The sequence below is a fragment of the Streptomyces sp. B1866 genome (assembly GCF_031932565.1).
Lineage (GTDB): Bacteria > Actinomycetota > Actinomycetes > Streptomycetales > Streptomycetaceae > Streptomyces.
On the sequence record NZ_JAVSCF010000140.1, the window covers coordinates 1 to 16,662 of the forward strand.

The 16,662-nt window shown below is 75.8% G+C and carries 15 protein-coding genes and 1 pseudogene; 4 read left to right on the forward strand and 12 right to left on the reverse strand.

Translation table 11 applies throughout. The features are described from left to right. Positions 1-482, forward strand: a 482-nt coding sequence (locus tag RKE29_RS18495; protein ID WP_312006536.1) for a C40 family peptidase, incomplete at its 5' end; no start/stop codon positions are given. Positions 483-549: 67 nt separating this feature from the next. Here the strand turns inward: RKE29_RS18495 and RKE29_RS18500 are convergent. Further along, positions 550-969 carry a CBS domain-containing protein gene (locus RKE29_RS18500; RefSeq protein ID WP_312006537.1) on the reverse strand — a complete coding sequence of 140 codons (420 nt, stop codon included), beginning with the start codon at positions 967-969 and terminating at the stop codon, positions 550-552. A gap of 345 nt (positions 970-1,314) precedes the next feature. Between RKE29_RS18500 and RKE29_RS18505 the strand changes: the two genes are divergently transcribed. Further along, entirely contained in the window at positions 1,315-2,088 is a 774-nt protein-coding gene (locus RKE29_RS18505) for a VOC family protein (RefSeq protein ID WP_312006538.1), read from the forward strand. 84 nt (positions 2,089-2,172) lie between these two features. Here RKE29_RS18505 and RKE29_RS18510 read toward each other — a convergent pair whose 3' ends face one another. The 6 genes and pseudogenes from RKE29_RS18510 to RKE29_RS18535 form a co-directional block, all read right to left on the reverse strand. Continuing rightward, positions 2,173-3,495 carry a geranylgeranyl reductase family protein gene (locus RKE29_RS18510; RefSeq protein ID WP_369016043.1) on the reverse strand — a complete coding sequence of 441 codons (1,323 nt, stop codon included), beginning with the start codon at positions 3,493-3,495 and terminating at the stop codon, positions 2,173-2,175. Positions 3,496-3,739: 244 nt separating this feature from the next. After that, a complete protein-coding gene (locus RKE29_RS18515; protein WP_312006539.1) occupies positions 3,740-4,432 on the reverse strand; it encodes a demethylmenaquinone methyltransferase in 693 nt (230 codons plus the stop codon). Between the two features lie 60 nt (positions 4,433-4,492). Next, positions 4,493-5,692, reverse strand: coding sequence for a cyclic dehypoxanthinyl futalosine synthase (gene mqnC, locus RKE29_RS18520; RefSeq protein WP_312006540.1), 1,200 nt, complete (start codon positions 5,690-5,692; stop codon positions 4,493-4,495). A 100-nt stretch (positions 5,693-5,792) separates the two neighbouring features. Continuing rightward, positions 5,793-6,698 (reverse strand): hypothetical protein, encoded by a 906-nt coding sequence (locus RKE29_RS18525; protein ID WP_312006541.1) that lies wholly within the window; start codon positions 6,696-6,698, stop codon positions 5,793-5,795. Positions 6,699-6,751: 53 nt separating this feature from the next. Beyond that, positions 6,752-7,828: pseudogene (locus RKE29_RS18530) on the reverse strand (serine/threonine-protein kinase); the annotation flags it as partial. 92 nt (positions 7,829-7,920) lie between these two features. Then, a complete protein-coding gene (locus tag RKE29_RS18535) occupies positions 7,921-8,817 on the reverse strand; it encodes a menaquinone biosynthesis protein (RefSeq protein WP_312006547.1) in 897 nt (298 codons plus the stop codon). A gap of 372 nt (positions 8,818-9,189) precedes the next feature. Between RKE29_RS18535 and RKE29_RS18540 the strand changes: the two genes are divergently transcribed. Further along, positions 9,190-9,393 carry a cold-shock protein gene (locus RKE29_RS18540; protein ID WP_030620150.1) on the forward strand — a complete coding sequence of 68 codons (204 nt, stop codon included), beginning with the start codon at positions 9,190-9,192 and terminating at the stop codon, positions 9,391-9,393. Positions 9,394-10,299: 906 nt separating this feature from the next. Here the strand turns inward: RKE29_RS18540 and RKE29_RS18545 are convergent. After that, the gene (locus RKE29_RS18545; RefSeq protein WP_312006542.1) at positions 10,300-10,746 is read right to left on the reverse strand and encodes a cupin domain-containing protein; all 447 of its coding nucleotides are present in this window, start codon (positions 10,744-10,746) and stop codon (positions 10,300-10,302) included. A gap of 23 nt (positions 10,747-10,769) precedes the next feature. Further along, entirely contained in the window at positions 10,770-11,465 is a 696-nt protein-coding gene (locus RKE29_RS18550; RefSeq protein ID WP_312006543.1) for a TetR/AcrR family transcriptional regulator, read from the reverse strand. A gap of 415 nt (positions 11,466-11,880) precedes the next feature. Here RKE29_RS18550 and RKE29_RS18555 point away from each other — a divergent pair, with 415 nt between their 5' ends. Further along, on the forward strand, positions 11,881-13,338 hold the full coding sequence (locus RKE29_RS18555) for an amidase (RefSeq protein WP_312006544.1): 1,458 nt from the start codon (positions 11,881-11,883) through the stop codon (positions 13,336-13,338). A gap of 121 nt (positions 13,339-13,459) precedes the next feature. Here RKE29_RS18555 and RKE29_RS18560 read toward each other — a convergent pair whose 3' ends face one another. From RKE29_RS18560 to RKE29_RS18570, 3 genes are all read right to left on the reverse strand, one after another. Next, positions 13,460-14,758: a dicarboxylate/amino acid:cation symporter gene (locus tag RKE29_RS18560; protein ID WP_312006548.1), complete on the reverse strand. Its 1,299-nt coding sequence runs from the start codon at positions 14,756-14,758 to the stop codon at positions 13,460-13,462. Between the two features lie 598 nt (positions 14,759-15,356). Further along, positions 15,357-15,605 (reverse strand): DUF4229 domain-containing protein, encoded by a 249-nt coding sequence (locus tag RKE29_RS18565; RefSeq protein WP_312006549.1) that lies wholly within the window; start codon positions 15,603-15,605, stop codon positions 15,357-15,359. A 119-nt stretch (positions 15,606-15,724) separates the two neighbouring features. Beyond that, positions 15,725-16,483: a UdgX family uracil-DNA binding protein gene (locus RKE29_RS18570; protein WP_312006545.1), complete on the reverse strand. Its 759-nt coding sequence runs from the start codon at positions 16,481-16,483 to the stop codon at positions 15,725-15,727. Between the last annotated feature and the right edge of the window lie 179 nt (positions 16,484-16,662).

Consider the following 16,662-nt stretch of genomic DNA (forward strand, 5'->3'; position numbering starts at 1 on the left):
CCCGCGCGGCGCCGCGGCAGGCCCAGCAGGCGGGCCAGCAGACCCGGCAGCCCGCCGCCGCCGCACTGGCCGCGCCCGCGCCCCGTACGGCGGCCGTGTCCGCGCCGGAGGCTCCCGGCCCGGCCACCGGCAGCGCCGCCACGGTCGTCGCCTTCCTGCGCGCCCAGATCGGCAAGGCGTACGTGCTCGGCGCCGCCGGCCCCTCCGCCTACGACTGCTCGGGGCTGACCCTGGCCGCCTTCCGGCAGGTCGGCGTCAGCCTCCCGCGCGTGTCGCAGAGCCAGTCGACGGTCGGCCGGCAGGTCTCGCTCGGCGCCCTGCAACCCGGCGACATCCTCTACTGGGGCGGCGCGGGCAGCGCCTACCACGTCGCCGTCTACGTGGGCGGCGGGAAGTACGTCGGGGCGCAGAACTCCCGCACCGGCGTGGTCGAGCGGAGCCTGAGCTACGACATGCCGACGGGCGCCGTCCGCGTACTGTGAGTCGGCGCCCGCCGTGGCACGTCCCGGCTCCCGGCCCCGTAACGCCGGGGCCGGGAGCCGCGCGGGCTCACCGATACGCGTAGACGTTCTCCACGAACTCCGCGATCTGGTCGTCGGTGAGGTGGTGGGCCAGGTCCGCCTCGCTGATCATGCCGACCAGCCGCTTGTTGTCGATGACCGGCAGCCTGCGGATCCTGTGGGTCTCCATCTCCCGCAGCACCTCGCTGACGTCGGCCTTCGCGTCGATCCAGCGCGGCGTGCCCTTGGCCATGTCGCCCGCGGTCACCTGGGCCGGGTCGCCGCCCTGGGCGACGCAGCCGACCACGATGTCCCGGTCGGTGAGGATGCCGCACATCCGCTCGTTCTCGTCCGCGATCGGCAGCGCACCCACGTCGAGGTCGCGCATCAGCCGGGCCGCGTTGTCCAGCGTCTCCGAGCGGGAGATCCACTGGGCGCCGGGGTGCATGATGTCTGCGGCGGTGGTCATTGACGTCTACCTCCTGACAGCCCGCCGAGCCGCGTCGGCCCGCGGGCCGGTTCCGGTGTCGCCGTGGCTGGCGCGCACGGCGCCCCTTCCCCATTGTGGGGGCCGCGGCAGGCCCCCGCGAACGCGGCCGGACCGGGTGCCCGCCGAGCGGCCCCGGACCGCGGTCGGGCAGTGAACCGCAGGTCAGAGGCGGTCCGCCGGTGGCGGCACAGGGGCCCGCGGCGCTCCCGGACGCCGTTGTCAGTGCCCGGTGGAAGACTGGGAGACCAGTCGGGGACCTGCCCCGGATCCCGTGCCGGAAGCGGGCTTCCGGACCCCGGCGACCACCCCGCTGAAGGAGTGCTCATGCTCACCACGCAAGACGTCCCGGGCGCGCCGAAGTGGCTCGACCTCGGGGCTCCCGACACCGACGCCGCTGCCGCGTTCTACACGGGCCTCTTCGACTGGCAGTTCCAGTCGGCCGGGCCGGACGCGGGCGGTTACGGCTTCTTCGTCCTGGACGGCAAGGCGGTCGCGGCCCTCGGCCCGCTCACCGAGGAGGGCGCCGCCTCCGCGTGGACGCCGTATTTCCACACCCGTGACGCCGACGCCACCGCCAAGGCGGTCGAGCAGGCGGGCGGCACCGTGCGCGCGGCGCCGTTCGACGTGTTCGAGGAGGGGCGGATGGCGCAGTTCACCGACCCGGGCGGCGGCCGGTTCGCCGTCTGGCAGCCGAAGAAGACCAACGGCCTGCAGGCGGTCAACGACCCCGGCACGCTGTGTTGGACCGAGCTGCACGTCGCCGACGTCCTCGCGGCCCGCGACTTCTACGGCACGGTCTTCTCCTGGCAGTACGAGGACATGGACATGGGCGAGTTCACCTACACCGTGCTGTCCCCGCAGGACGGCGGGCAGGAGGCCATGTTCGGGGGGATCATGCCGCTGATCGGCGACCGGAGCCCGCTGTGGCTGCCGTACTTCGAGGTCGCGGACGCGGACGCGGTCGTCGCCCGCGCCCAGGAGCTCGGCGGCACGGTCCTGGCGCCCGCGGAGGACTCCGAGGGTATCGGCCGCATCGCGCAGCTCGCGGACCCGGCCGGAGCGGCCTTCGCGGTCATCACCAGCGCCAGCGGCTCCTGACCGCTGTGGCGGGCCGGCCGTCCGGGACGCGGGCGGCCCGCCCGGGCTTCACCGGAAGGGGCCGGGGGAGAGGAAGGGGGGTGATCAGGCCCGGGGCGCTATCTTCGCCAGGCCGTTGATGATGCGGTCCATGGCGTCGCCGCCCTGCGGATCCGTCAGGTTGGCCAGCAGCTTCAGCGTGAAGCGCATCAGCAGCGGGTGGGTCATGCCGCGCTGGGCCGCCAGCCGCATGACCGTCGGGTTGCCGATCAGCTTCACGAAGGCGCGGCCCAGGGTGTAGTAGCCGCCGTAGGTGTCCTTGAGCACCTTGGGGTAGCGCTGGAGGGCCGCCTCGCGCTGGTCAGCGGTGCGCGCGTGGGCCTGGACGAGGACGTCCGCCGCGATCCGGCCGGACTCCATCGCGTAGGCGATGCCCTCGCCGTTGAACGGGTTGACCATGCCGCCCGCGTCGCCGACCAGGAGCAGGCCGCGCGTGTAGTGCGGCTGCCGGTTGAAGGCCATCGGCAGGGCGGCACCGCGGATCGGGCCGGTCATGTTCTCCGGGGTGTAGCCCCAGTCCTCCGGCATGGACGCGCACCACGCCTTGAGGACGTCCCGCCAGTCCAGTTCCTTGAAGGACGAGGAGGTGTTGAGCACGCCGAGACCCACGTTGCTGGTGCCGTCGCCCATGCCGAAGATCCAGCCGTAGCCGGGCAGCAGGCGGTCCTGCGGGCCGCGGCGGTCCCACAGCTCCAGCCAGGACTCCAGGTAGTCGTCCTGGTGCCGGGGGGAGGTGAAGTAGGTCCGCACGGCCACGCCCATCGGCCGGTCCTCGCGGCGGTGCAGGCCCATGGCCAGGGACAGCCGGGTGGAGTTGCCGTCCGCCGCCACCACCACCGGCGCGTGGAAGGTGACCGGGGTGCGCTCCTCGCCGAGCCGCGCCTGGACGCCGGTGACGCGGCCGGTGCGGTCGTCCACGACCGGCGCGCCGACGTTGCACCGCTCGTACAGCCGCGCGCCCGCCTTCTGCGCGTGCCGGGCCAGCTGCTCGTCGAAGTCGTCGCGCTTGCGCACCAGGCCGTAGTCCGGGTATGCGGCCAGGTCCGGCCAGGGCAGCTCCAGGCGCACGCCGCCGCCGAGGATGCGCAGGCCCTTGTTGCGCAGCCAGCCGGCCTCCTCGGACACGTCGATGCCCATGGCGACGAGTTCCTTGGTGGAGCGCGGGGTCAGGCCGTCGCCGCACACCTTCTCGCGCGGGAAGGAGGTCTTCTCCAGCAGCAGCACGTCCAGGCCGGCCTTGGCGAGGTAGTACGCCGTGGTGGAGCCCGCGGGCCCGGCGCCGACGACGATCACGTCGGCGGTGCGGTCGGCGTGCTCCGGGTGCGCGGGCGCGGCGGACGCGCGCGCGGCGGGGACGGTCTCGCTCACAGCAGGTCTCCCGAGGCCTCGGAGGTTGATGCGCGCCGGTCGCGCCGGGCACCGGACGCCCAGCAGTCTATGACCCCGGGGGTTCCCGCCCGGCCACGGCCCGGCGCCATGCCCGGCGCGTGCCCGGCGCGGCGCGGGGCCGAGAGCGGGCCCGGGGGCGGGGCCGGGGCGAGCCCGGGCGCCCGCTTCCGGCGCGCCCGTGCGGCACGTCCGGCACGTCCGGCGCGCACCCGCGCGGGGCGTGCTACGGCCTGGTCGCCCGGTGCAGGGCGACGATGCCGCCCGTCAGGTTGCGCCAGGCCGCCTTGGACCAGCCGGCCGCGCGCAGCCGGGCCGCCAGCGCCGGCTGGTCGGGCCAGGCGCGGATGGACTCGGCGAGGTAGACATACGCGTCCGGGCTGCTGCTCACCGCGGTGGCGACCTTCGGCAGCGCCCGCATCAGGTACTCGGAGTAGACGGTGCGCAGCGGCGCCCACGCGGGATGGCTGAACTCGCACACCACCAGCCGCCCGCCGGGCCTGGTCACCCGCAGCATCTCGCGCAGCGCGGCGTCCGTGTCCTGGACGTTGCGCAGCCCGAAGGAGATGGTCACCGCGTCGAACACGCCGTCCGCGAAGGGCAGCCGGGTGGCGTCGCCCGCCGTGAACGGCAGGCGCGGGTGGCGCCGCCGGCCCTCCTGGAGCATGCCGAGGGAGAAGTCGCAGGGCACGACGTACGCGCCGGCCGCCGCGAAGGGCAGCGACGACGTGCCCGTACCGGCGGCGAGGTCCAGCACGCGGTGGCCGGGCCGGGCGGCCACCGCGCGCGCCACCGCCCGGCGCCACAGCCGGGCCTGCCCGAGCGACAGCACGTCGTTGGTCAGGTCGTACCGCGCCGCCACGCCGTCGAACATGGCGGCGATCTCCTGCGGCTGTTTGTCCAGGGATGCTCGGGTCACGGGCCCATTCTTCCGCAGCGCCCGCGCCGCCGGCCGCGCGCCCCGCCCCGCCCCGCGCGCTCAGCCCGCGTCGACCAGCCGCAGCTCCGGGTGCGCGGTGCCGCCCTCGATCGCGGTGGACGACAGGTGGGAGACCACCTGGTCGTCCACCGGGTCGTTCGCCGGGTCGTCGTGCACGACCAGGTGCTCGTAGGTCGTCGCCCGCTGCGCGGGCACGCGGCCCGCCGTGCGGATGAGGTGCAGCAGCTCCGTGCGGTTGGAGCGGTGCCGGGCGCCGGCCGACGAGACCACGTTCTCCTCCAGCATCACCGAGCCGAGGTCGTCGGCGCCGTAGTGCAGCGACAGCTGCCCGGCCTCCTTGCCGACGGTGAGCCAGGAGCCCTGGATGTGCGCCACGTTGTCCAGGAACAGCCGGGCGACGGCGATCATCCGCAGGTACTCGAAGACCGTGGTCTGGGTCCGGCCGCGCAGGTGGTTGTTCTCGGGCTGGTAGGTGTACGGGATGAAGGCGCGGAAGCCGCCCGTGCGGTCCTGCACGTCCCGGATCATGCGAATGTGCTCGATGCGCTCGGCGTTGGTCTCGCCGGTGCCCATCAGCATGGTGGAGGTGGACTCCACGCCCAGGCGGTGCGCGGCCTCCATGATCTCCAGCCACCGCTCGCCGGACTCCTTCAGCGGTGCGATGGCCTTGCGCGGGCGGGCGGGCAGCAGCTCGGCGCCCGCGCCCGCGAAGGAGTCCAGGCCCGCGTCCCGGATGCGGCGGATCGCCTCCTCGACCGGCACGCCGGAGATCCGCGCCATGTGCTCGACCTCCGACGCGCCCAGCGAGTGGATCACGAGCTGCGGGAACGCCTTCTTGATCGCCGCGAAGTGCCGCTCGTAGTACTCGACGCCGAAGTCGGGGTGGTGGCCGCCCTGGAACATGATCTGCGTGCCGCCCAGCGCGACCGTCTCCGCGCAGCGCCGCAGGATGTCCTCCAGGTCGCGCGTCCAGCCCTTCTCCGTGTCCTTCGGCGCGGCGTAGAAGGCGCAGAACTTGCAGGCCGTCACGCACACGTTCGTGTAGTTGATGTTCCGCTCGATGATGTACGTGGCGATGTGCTCGGTGCCCGCGTAGCGGCGGCGGCGGGCGGCGTCGGCGGCGGCGCCCAGCGCGTGCAGCGGCGCGTGCCGGTACAGGTCGAGCGCTTCCTCCGGGGTGATGCGCCCACCGGCCGCGGCGCGGTCCAGGAGGGACGTGAGGTGTGCGCTCTCGGCCATGCGGGCGTCCCTTCCGGAGGGTTGCGGGCGGACCGGACCAGCGTACGCCAGCGCGCCGGCGCGCCCGCCGGTGGACGGGCCGTCGCGGCCGTCGGCGCCGTCAGGAGGCTTTGCGCATCTCGCTGGTCGGCCGCCCGCCCATCGCGTCCTGCGACGCGAAGTGGAGCGTGCCGCCGCGGAGGGTGTAGGTGACCTTCGTGGTGGCCCCGGTGCACAGCGGGCCGCTGTCCCGGTCCGGGTCGGTCCGCTCGGTGAGGGTGACCTCCGTGGCCGTGGCGGAGACCAGCTCGGCCGTGGCGTAGCACGCCGTGCTCAGCGAGCTGACGGACACCCGGTACGTCGTGCGGGCCACGTCGTCGCCCGTACCGCCCGCGGTGAACACCGTGGTGATGGTGCCGTTCGGGGTGCCGTCCTGCTGCTTGACGTCGCCGGTCCAGGTGCCCAGGAACGCGGTCGGCAGCGCGGACGGCGTCTCGGCCTCCGTCGGCGGGGACGTGGCGGTCCGCGTCGGCGCGGACGGGACGCGCGTGGCCGGCGAAGCCGCCGGGTCGGCGTGCGACTCGTGCTTCCGTCCGCCGCCGCCCGGCAGCACGTCGAAGAGGACTACGGCCGTGGTCGCGGCGGCCAGCACGCCCGCCACGGTCAGTACGAGCGTGCAGCTCAGCGCCCGGGACCGGCCCTGGCCGCCCGCGGCGGTCAGGGCCAGGCTGCGCACCCGGGAGCCCCGGTCGGCGGAATCCGGACCGCCGGCGTCGGCGGAGAGCGCGGAGACCTCCGGGACCCCGGAGGTCCCGGAGGGGGCCGAGGGGCCGGCGGGCCCGGCCGGACCCTTGCCCTCCGGGCCCGCCGCGCCGCCGACGCCGGGCGCGCTCGTGTCGCCGTACGCCCCCGAGGCCCCGCCGTACGCCGGATCGGGCGGTCCGAAGGCCCCCAGGGCGCCCGGCCCCGCAGGCCCCGGTGCCGGCGTCGGCTCCGCGCTCCACAGCCCCGACGCGGACTGCGTCACCCCGGCGGCCTCCGGNGCGCGCTCGTGTCGCCGTACGCCCCCGAGGCCCCGCCGTACGCCGGATCGGGCGGTCCGAAGGCCCCCAGGGCGCCCGGCCCCGCAGGCCCCGGTGCCGGCGTCGGCTCCGCGCTCCACAGCCCCGACGCGGACTGCGTCACCCCGGCGGCCTCCGGGCCCGCCCCGGCGGGCGCCCCCGCGGGCCGGGGCCCGGCGGGCGCCTCGGGCGGCGCCGCCTCCAGGTCCAGCAGCCGCACCGCCTGCCTGCTCGCCCGCTCCACCAGCGGCCCCGGCAGCCATCCGGACCGTACGAGCCCGGAGGCGCCCTCGGCGGGCGCGAGGCGGCGGGCGACCTCGGCGGGGGCGGGCCGGGCGGCCGGGTCCTTGGCCAGGCAGGCCGCGACCAGTTCGCGCAGGGTCCCGGCGAGGCCGGGCCCCAGCTCGGCCTCCTCGTGCACCACCTTGTACAGCAGCGAGGCCGAGCTGTCGCCGGGGAAGGGCGGCGCGCCCGTGGCCGCGTACGCCAGCACCGCGCCCAGCGAGAACACGTCCGCCGCGCCGTCGACGGGCCGGCCCAGGATCTGCTCGGGCGCCATGTAGCCGGGCGAGCCGACCGAGACGCCGGTGGAAGTGAGGGACGCGGTGGCCTCCATGGCGCGCGCGATGCCGAAGTCGATCAGGCGCGGGCCGTCGAGGGTCAGCAGCACGTTCGACGGCTTGACGTCGCGGTGGACCAGGCCGAGCGCGTGCACGGCGGCCAGCGCCTCGGCCAGGCCCGCGCCCAGCGCCCGCACGGTCGGCTCGGGCAGCGGGCCGGCGTCGGCGACGGCCTGGCTCAGCGAGGGCCCGGCCACGTACCCGGTGGCCACCCACGGCACGGGCGCGTCCGGGTCGGCGTCCAGGACCGGCGCCGTCCACGCGCCGCCGACCCGCCGCGCCGCCTCCACCTCGCGCCGGAAGCGGGCGCGGAACTGCTCGTCCAGCGCGAAGTGCGGGTGCACGACCTTCACCGCGACCGTCCGGCCCCCGGCGCTGCGGCCCAGGTAGACCCGGCCCATGCCGCCGGCGCCGAGCCGCCCCAGCAGCCGGTACGCCCCGATGACCTGCGGATCGTCCGCTCCCAGCGGGTCCATCCCGGTTGCCTCCCCCTCGACTGCGCCGCGCGCAAGCTTACGGGTCGCCGCGGACACCGCCGAGGGGAGTGGCGTACGGCCCGGCGGGAGGCTCAGGGCCGCAGCAGCTCCACGGTCACGTCGGCGGGGTAGCCGGTCGTCGGGCCGGTGCGCCGGGCGAACTCGGCGATGCCCGCCAGCTGCTGCGGCCCGAGGCGGAAGTCGAGCGTGGTGAAGTAGCGCTCCAGCTCGTCCGCCGGCAGGTCCTCCCAGCGCGCGGCCTGCTCGGCGACCTTGCCGACCTCCCGCAGGGACAGGTCCCGGGAGGCCAGGAACGCCTCGTGCACCTGCCGGACGATGTGCGGCTCGCGCTCCAGGTAGTCGCGGCGGGCCGCCCAGACCGCGAAGACGAACGGCAGCCCGGTCCACTCCTTCCACATCTGCCCGAGGTCGTGCACGTCGAGGCCGAGCCGGGGCGCGTGGTCCAGGTGGGCGCGCAGCGCCACGTCGCCGATGAGGACCGCCGCCTGCGCCTCCCGCATCATCAGGCTCAGGTCGGGCGGGCAGGTGAAGTAGGCGGGCCGGATGCCGTAGCGCTCGGCGAACAGCAGCCGCGCCAGGCGTACGGACGTACGGGAGACCGAGCCGAGCGCCACCGGCGCCCCGTCGAGCCGGTCCAGCGGCACCTGCGAGACGATCACGCAGGACATGACGGGCCCGTCGCAGCCGACGGCGATGTCGGGCAGCGCCACCAGGTCGTCGGCGTGCCGGAGGAACTCCACCAGGCTTATCGGCGCGATGTCGAGCTCGCCGCGTACGAGCTGCTCGCCGAGCGTGTCGGGGGATGCCTTGGTCAGCTCGAAATCGAGGAGGGAACCGGTCCTCGCCAGACCCCAGTAGAGCGGCAGGCAGTTGAGAAACTGGATGTGGCCCACCCGGGGGCGGCTGCGGCGGGGATGCGGAGCGCGATTCGCGGAAGCGGCGGGGGCGCCGTAGGGCGCCGTGGCCAGGGGGGTGATGTGTGTCGCGTCCACGGAACCATCCACGGAAGGCGACCCGGCGGAACTCGGTGAATTCTCCACATACGGAGGCTAAACCTGCGTGTCGACGGCGGCACGCGCGGGGTGGGCGGACGGCGCCCGAGAGGCGGGAGAGGTGCGTGAGCTGGTGGGCTCTCCTGGTTGCGGCGACCCGAAACCCCCCTTTCCCGTGATCTTCGGCTCTTTGTCACGGGCGGCGTGCGTGCTAGGCTCGGCCGCAAGTTGCAGTTTGGTTTCCCTTGCAGTACAGAGCCTGCGGAGCATGTGACCCGCAGGCTTCTGAGGTTTTCAGACTTCTTGCAGGTTCTGGAGCAGGGCAACCCTTTGGCCCAAGGAGGGCTTATGGCTACCGGAACCGTCAAGTGGTTCAACGCCGAGAAGGGCTTCGGCTTCATCGCCCAGGACGGCGGCGGCCCCGATGTCTTCGTGCACTACTCCGCGATCAACGCGTCTGGCTTCCGCTCCCTGGAGGAGAACCAGACGGTGACCTTCGATGTCACGCAGGGCCCGAAGGGCCCGCAGGCGGAGAACGTCACGCCGGCCTGACCAGCAGTACTCAAGGAGCCCCGGTCACCCGCTTCGGCGGGGGCCGGGGCTCCTGCCGTCCCGGGTCGCGCTCCGCGCGCCCCCGGGGTCGCCGCGCCGGCCTGGCCCGCCGCCGGGCCCCGCCACCTGGGGCCGTGCCCCGGACCGCCGTTGAGGGACGCGCCGCCGACGCCGCCCCGGCCGGGACCCGCCCGGCGCGGTTCGGCGTCCGGCCGCCCGGTCCGCACCGGTGACGCGCTCACCCACCGCAGAGCGCACCGCCGTACCGGCGGCCCGGCCGCGCCGGCTGCCCCGCGCCCCGTCGTACCCGCTTCCGGCGCCCCACGCCGCCCGCGGCCGCCGTCCGGGGCGCGGCCCGCACTCCGCGCGGCCCCTGCCGGGTCGGCCGTGGCGTTCGGGGACCGCAGGCGTGGGCGCCGCCCGGCTCCGGGCACAGCGGCCGCACCCAGACGACCCCGCGCAGGGCCGCGGGACCGGACCGTAAGGTGCCAGACGCACCCGCCAGGCATCCGGCTTCGCGCGTGACCTCCCCGCCGCCCGGCACGCGCCCCCGAGCGGCACAGGTCCACGCTCGGCACGCGTCCTCACACGAGGAGCCGCCCCACCAGGCGGCACGCCGCCCCGCAGGCGGCACTCGGGGCCGCCGGGCCGCCCTCGGCTCAGTGGCCTCGCTCAGCCGACCCCGCACGCGACCACCCCCGCCACCCGGCACGCGCCCCACGCGCGGCACCACGCCCCGCGCGAGTCACACCCCACGGGCGGCAGGCGCCCCACGCGCCCACGCGCGTGGCACACACCGCGCGGAGAGGCGCACCGCCTACGGCCGCCGCGGCCCGCGCGCGTAGGCTGCTGGCCGCCCGGCTCAGCGGCCGCGCCGAGACGACCCCGCGCGGGACCCGCGGGGGGTCACGGCAGCAGGCGGAAGTCGGCGAAGTCGAAGCCGGGCGCCACCACGCAGCTCACCAGGACCTCCGCGTCCCCGGCGGGCCGGGCCGCCTGCCACACGCCCGGCGGCACGACCGCCTGCGGCCGCTGGCCCGCCTCGACGTCGGGGCCGAGCAGCAGTTCCTCGGGCCGCGCGTCCGGCGTCTCGCCCGAGCCGCCGAGCAGCAGCCGCAGCGGGCCGCCGCGGTGCCACAGCCACACCTCGGCCGAGCGCACGACGTGCCAGCGGGACTCCTCGCCGGGCGTCAGCAGGAAGTAGATGGCCGTGCCCGCGGGCCGCTCGGCCGGGTAGCCGGGCGGGTGCACGGTGACGTCGCTGCGCCAGGTCTCCCGGTACCAGCCGCCCTCCGGGTGGGGGCTGAGGTCCAGCGCCTCGGCGGTGAGGGGCCGCGGCGGGCTCGTGGTCATCGGTTCCAGTCCTTCCCGCGGCGTCAGCGCCGCTCCAGTTCCTCGTCCGCTGCGGCCGCGGCGGCCGCTGCGTCTACGGCGTCCGCTGCGTCCGCGGCGTCCGCCGACCAGCGCTCGCCGCGCATCAGCCGCTCCAGACCGGCCCACGCGAAGTTCATCAGCGTGGCGGCCGTCTCCCGGGCGGTCGGGCCGCTCCTCCCGCCGCCCGCCCAGTCGGCCAGCGACTCGGCCGCGCCGACCAGCGCGTGCGCCAGGCCGGAGACCTCCTGGGCGACCAGCGGCGACTCGGTGGCGGTCCCGGAGTCCCGTACGGCGGCGGCGATCAGCCGGGTCACCAGGTCCACGATCTCCGTGCGCAGCGCGGCGACCTCGCGCGCGAAGGCCCGGCCGTGCGTGCGGGCCTGGACGTGCAGCAGCGTCCACCCGTCCGGGTGCTCGGCGGTGTGCCGGAAGAAGCCCTGGAGCCCGCTCCACAGCTGCCGGTCCGGGGGCGCGCCGGTCTCGATGGACGCGGTCACGGCCGCCACGAGCGCCGCCGACTCCCGCCGGATGCAGGACCGGAACAGCTCTTCCTTGGAGTGCAGGTAGAGGTAGACCAGCGGTTTGGACACCCCGGCCCGCTCCGCGATGTCGTCCATCGACGCCTTGCGGTATCCGCGCTGCGCGAACGTGCGTACGGCGGCGTCGAGCATCTGCTGCTCGCGCACCGCCCTCGGCATGCGTTTGGCCCTCGCCGTACCGCCCATGCCAGACCGCCCCCTTCGCCCGACCCCCCGAGCACACCGACTCCGCGCCCAGCCTACGTGCAGCGGAGACCTGCCGGTGGGCCCGGCGCCCCCTGGCATGCGAACGGGTGATACCGCCCGGCCCGCCGCCGGGACATCGAACCGGGACATCTCCGGGCCGCCGCGGGGCCGTTCCGCCAGTCGCCGTCCCTGAGCGTTGACGTGGATATATGTAGGTGCCATTCTGCGAACTGCCGGGCCTTGGCGGCATCAGTCGCGCGCCGTCGCGCCGGTGTTCACGCCGACGCGCTCCCCCACCGGCACGGCACCGGCACAGCACCGGACAGCACCGACCCCGCGACGAACGAAGACGGACGAAGAGGGACACGACGGACCTGGGAGGACCGGCATGACAGCCAGTCGGGTGCACGCCTTCGGCGACGACGCCCTCGCCGACCACGACGCCGTGGCCCTCGCGGCCCTGATCCGCGGGCGCGAGGTCAGCCCCCGGGAGGCCGCCGAGGCCGCCGCCGCGCGCGTGGCGAAGGTCGACCCGCGGCTGAACGCGGTGGTGTACGACGCCGAGACGCCGACCGAGCCGTCCGGGCCCGCCGCCGAGGGCCCGTTCGCGGGCGTGCCGACCTACGTGAAGGACAACACCGCCGTGCGCGGCATGCCCACCGGGCACGGCTCCCGGGCCGTCGTGCCGCACCCGGCGGCCCGGCACGGCGCGTTCGCGCGGCAGTTCCTCAGCGCGGGCTTCACGGTGCTGGGCAAGAGCCGGATGCCGGAGTTCGGGCTCAACGCCAGCACCGAGTTCGCCGAGGACCGGCCGACCCGCAACCCCTGGCACACCGGCTACTCCTGCGGCGCGTCCTCCGGCGGCGCGGCCGCCCTGGTCGCCTCCGGCGCCGTGCCGCTGGCGCACGCCAACGACGGCGGCGGCTCGATCCGCATCCCCGCCGCCTGCTGCGGCCTGGTGGGCCTGAAGCCGACCCGGGGCCGCCTGGTCGACGGCGAGGTCGGGCGCGGCCTGCCCATCAACGTGGTGGCCGAGGGCGTGGTCACCCGCTCGGTGCGCGACACCGCCGCGTTCTTCGCCGCCGCCGACCGGTACTGGCGCAATCCCGCCCTGCCCGCGCTGGAGCTGGTCGAGGGCCCCTCCGACCGCCGCCTGCGGGTGGGCCTGATCCTGGAGACCGTCAACGGCGCCCCGATCGACGCGCCCACGCGCGCGGCCGTGGAGGCCACCGCGCGGGCCCTGGAGAAGCTGGGCCACCGGGTCGAACCGGCCGCGCTGCCGGTCGGCCCGGGCTTCGTACGGGACTTCGTGGCCTACTGGGGCCTGCTGTCGTTCCTCATCAGCACGTTCGGCAAGCGCCTCCACCCCGGCTTCGACGCGCGGCGGCTCGACGGCCTCACCCGCGGCCTGCGCGCGCTGTACCTGCGCCGGGCCCTGGGCACGCCGGGGACGCTGTACCGGCTGGGCGCGGTGCGCCGCGCGTACGCCGAGACGTTCGGCCCGTACGACGTGGTGGTCTCGCCCGTCCTGACCCACACCACGCCGCGGCTGGGCCACCTCAGCCCGCGCGTGCCCTTCGACGACCTGCTCGAACGGCTCGTGGACTACGTCGGTTTCACGCCACTGCACAACGTGTCCGGCGCGCCGGGCCTGTCGCTGCCCGGGGGCGTCACGGACGCGGGCCTGCCGGTCGGCGTGCACCTGTCCGGGCGGCACGGGGACGAACGGACGCTGCTGGAGGTCGCGTTCGCGCTGGAGCAGGAGCGGCCCTGGCGCCGCATCCAGGACCCGGACGCGGCGGAGACCGCGGAGAGCACGGACCCGGCGGAGGCACCGGCCGCCTGACCCGGCGCCCGGGGTCTCCGCCGCCTCCGGGTCCAGCCCGGACGCGGTCCCGGCCGTCCCACAGCCCTTTGCCTTCGCCGGATCCCCCGGGGCCCGGGGCGGCCGAGGCGGCGGACGGCCGCTACGCCGCCGCCCCCGCCCGCTCCGGTCCGGCGTCCGCGTCGGCGATGCCGGCACCGGCCGCGCTGTCGTACGCCGCGCGGTCCAGGATGCCCTCCCGCGCCGAGACCAGGACGGGGACGACGGCCTGCCCGGCCACGTTGGTGGCCGTGCGCATCATGTCCAGCACCGGGTCGATGGCCACCAGCAGGCCGACGCCCTCCAGCGGCAGGCCCAGGGTCGACAGGGTCAGCGTCAGCATCACCGTCGCGCCGGTCAGGCCCGCCGTGGCGGCCGAGCCGACCACCGACACGAAGACGATCAGCAGGTAGTCGCCGACGTCCAGGGGCACGTCGAAGACCTGGGCGACGAAAACGGCGGCGAGGGCCGGGTAGACGGAGGCGCAGCCGTCCATCTTCGTCGTGGCGCCGAAGGGCACGGCGAAGGACGCGTACTCCTTCGGCACGCCCAGCCGCTCGGTGACCCGCTGCGTGACCGGCATCGTGCCCACCGACGAGCGGGAGACGAAGGCGAGCTGGATGGCGGGCCAGGCGCCGCGGAAGAACCGCAGCGGGTCGGCGCGGGCGACGGTCCACAGCAGCAGCGGGTAGACGCCGAACAGCACCAGGGCGCAGCCGATGTAGATGTCGGCGGTGAAGGTGGCGTACTGGTCGATCAGGTCCCAGCCGTACTCGGCGATGGCGTACCCGATCAGCCCGAGCGTGCCCAGCGGAGCGAGCCGGATGACCCACCACAGGGCCTTCTGGAGCAGTTCGAGGACGGCCTGGCTGAAGGTCAGGATCGGCTGGGCGCGGTCGCCGAGCCGCAGCGCGGCGACGCCCGCCACGGCGGCCAGGAAGACGATCTGGAGCACGTCCAGCTCGGTGAAGGGCGTGACGACGTCGGTGGGCACGATCCCGGTCAGGAAGTCGATCCAGGAGCCGGTGTGCTGGGGCTCGGCGCCGTCCTTCGGGGTCAGCCCGGTGCCCGCGCCCGGGTCGGTGACCAGGCCGATCGCCAGGCCGATGGCGACCGCGACGAGCGAGGTGGCCATGAACCACAGCAGGGTGCGGGTGGCCAGCCGGGCGGCGTTGCCGACGTTCCGCAGGTTGGTGACGGACACCAGGATGGCGAAGAAGACGAGCGGGGCGACGGCGAGCTTCAGCAGCTGGACGAAGATCGAACCGATCTTGTCGAGCGTCGTGACCAGCCAGTCGACGTCGCCGTCCCGCGCGGCCCAGCCGAGCAGGACGCCCAGCGCGAGACCGGCGAGTATCTGCGCCCAGAAGGGAATTCTCAGCGCCTTCGCCAGGGCGGGCAGGCGGCGGGCGGGTCTGGACGGCGGCGTTGTGGGGGTGGACGTCACCAGGCACACTCCGGTGGAAGCGGGCGGAAGGACCCGCGGCCGGTCCGGCCGCGGGCGGACAGCGCCCGGCGGCTGACCGAGGGGTGCTCCGGGGCCGGCCGGTTCGCTGGGGGTGCGCGGGCTGCCGTGCCGCGCGGGAGGGCCGCCGTGCGCGCGCCGTGCGAGAGGGCGCGGCACGCGGGGCCGCGCGGCGGGTTCAGCGGCCGCGACAGGCCGCCGACGGGCGGCGGCAGAGATCGACGTGCAGGCGCGCCACGAGCGGCACGCTCGCGGGAACACGGGGCGCTGCTGTCATCATGTCGTACAAGCTAACATCCGGGCCCGGCAGCGCTGTTCCGCTCCGCGCGGGCCTCTTCGCGCGTACGGGCCGCCGTGCGCGGCGCGGGACCGGATCTCCCGCGCGGGGGCGCGGTACGGCGCGGAGGGTGCGGCACCGTGCCGCCCGCGCGGGCGGCGCCGGGCCCGTACGGCCTCTGGTACGGACGGCGCACGGGCACGTGTACGGTCCGCACGCGCGTACGGAGAGCGGAACGCGGGCCCGCGGGCGCGGGACCTACGCGCCGTCCTCCTGGCTCTGGTTCGCCGCCAGCCGCTCCTTCATCCGGTCCACGCGCGCGGCCACCTCGGCCGCCATCGCGTCCCGCTGCCTGCGCAGCAGCACCAGGCTGAGCGGTGCGGAGACGACGAGGGACAGCAGCGCCACCCAGAAGAGATTCGAGTCGCCCAGCCCGGACGGCAGCACGCGCAGCGCCACCAGGCCCCAGACGGCCAGGAAGCAGCCCGCGAAGATCCCCAGGCGCATCAGGGTGTAGCGGAACGCCGCGCTCGGCTTCAGGGACGGCTTCAGGGACACCGCTCGCCTTCTTTCTGCCGGTAGGTCCTGCCCCACCAGTGAAGCACGCCGCCCGCGCGGGCCCCCGGTCAGCCCAGCACCTCGGCGGCCACCCGCAGGTCGGACACCAGACCCCGGTACGCCGCCTCCTGGTCGTCCGCGCGCAGTACGGCCGAAGGATGAATGGTGGCGACGACCCGCGCGCGGCCGTCGTCCCGTACGGTCGCCGCGACCGGGGCCTCGGCCTCGGCGGGCAGCGGCAGCGGCACCCCGCGCGCCCGGGTCACCCGGAACCCGGAGCCGAGCAGCGCCCTGCCCGCCGTGGCGCCCAGGGCGACGACCACCTCCGGGTCGACCGCGGCCAGCTCGGCGGCCAGCCACGGGCCGCACGCGGTCATCTCGCGCAGGCTCGGCGGCTTGTGGATGCGCCGCTTGCCGCAGCCCTCGACGTACCCGAACTTGAAGTGCTTGACGGCGTTGGTGACGTAGGTCTCCGTGGGGTCGATCCCCGCCTCGTCCAGCGCGCGCGCCAGCACCCGGCCCGCGGGCCCCACGAACGGCTGCCCGCGCCGGTCCTCCTGGTCGCCGGGCTGCTCGCCGACGAGCACGATCCGCGCGCCGGCGTCCCCGGAGCTGAAGACGGTCTGCGTCGCGTCCCGGTGCAGCGGGCAGCCCCTGCACCCGGCGGCCGCCTCCCGCAGGGCGGCCAGCCGCGCGCTCGCGGACCCGGCAGCGGCCTCGCCGCCGGAGGGCAGGAAGGGGCCGGCGTCGTAGGCGTCCTCGGGGGCGGGGGCCTCGGGGCCGTCCGCCCGCGCGGGCCGCCGGTGCGGTGTCCTGGTCCCGGCCATGCGCCCCGGGTACCCGGCCCGCGGGTTCTCAGACCCGGCCCTCGGGCCCGAAGCGGCCCGCGCCCCGGCGGCCGCCCGCGCGGGCGGCCGACCGGTCACGGGAAGGGAAAGGCCGCGCGGCAACCCGGAGCCCGGCGCCTCGCGCCGCGGGGACCCCGCCCGACCGGCGGCGCCCGGCG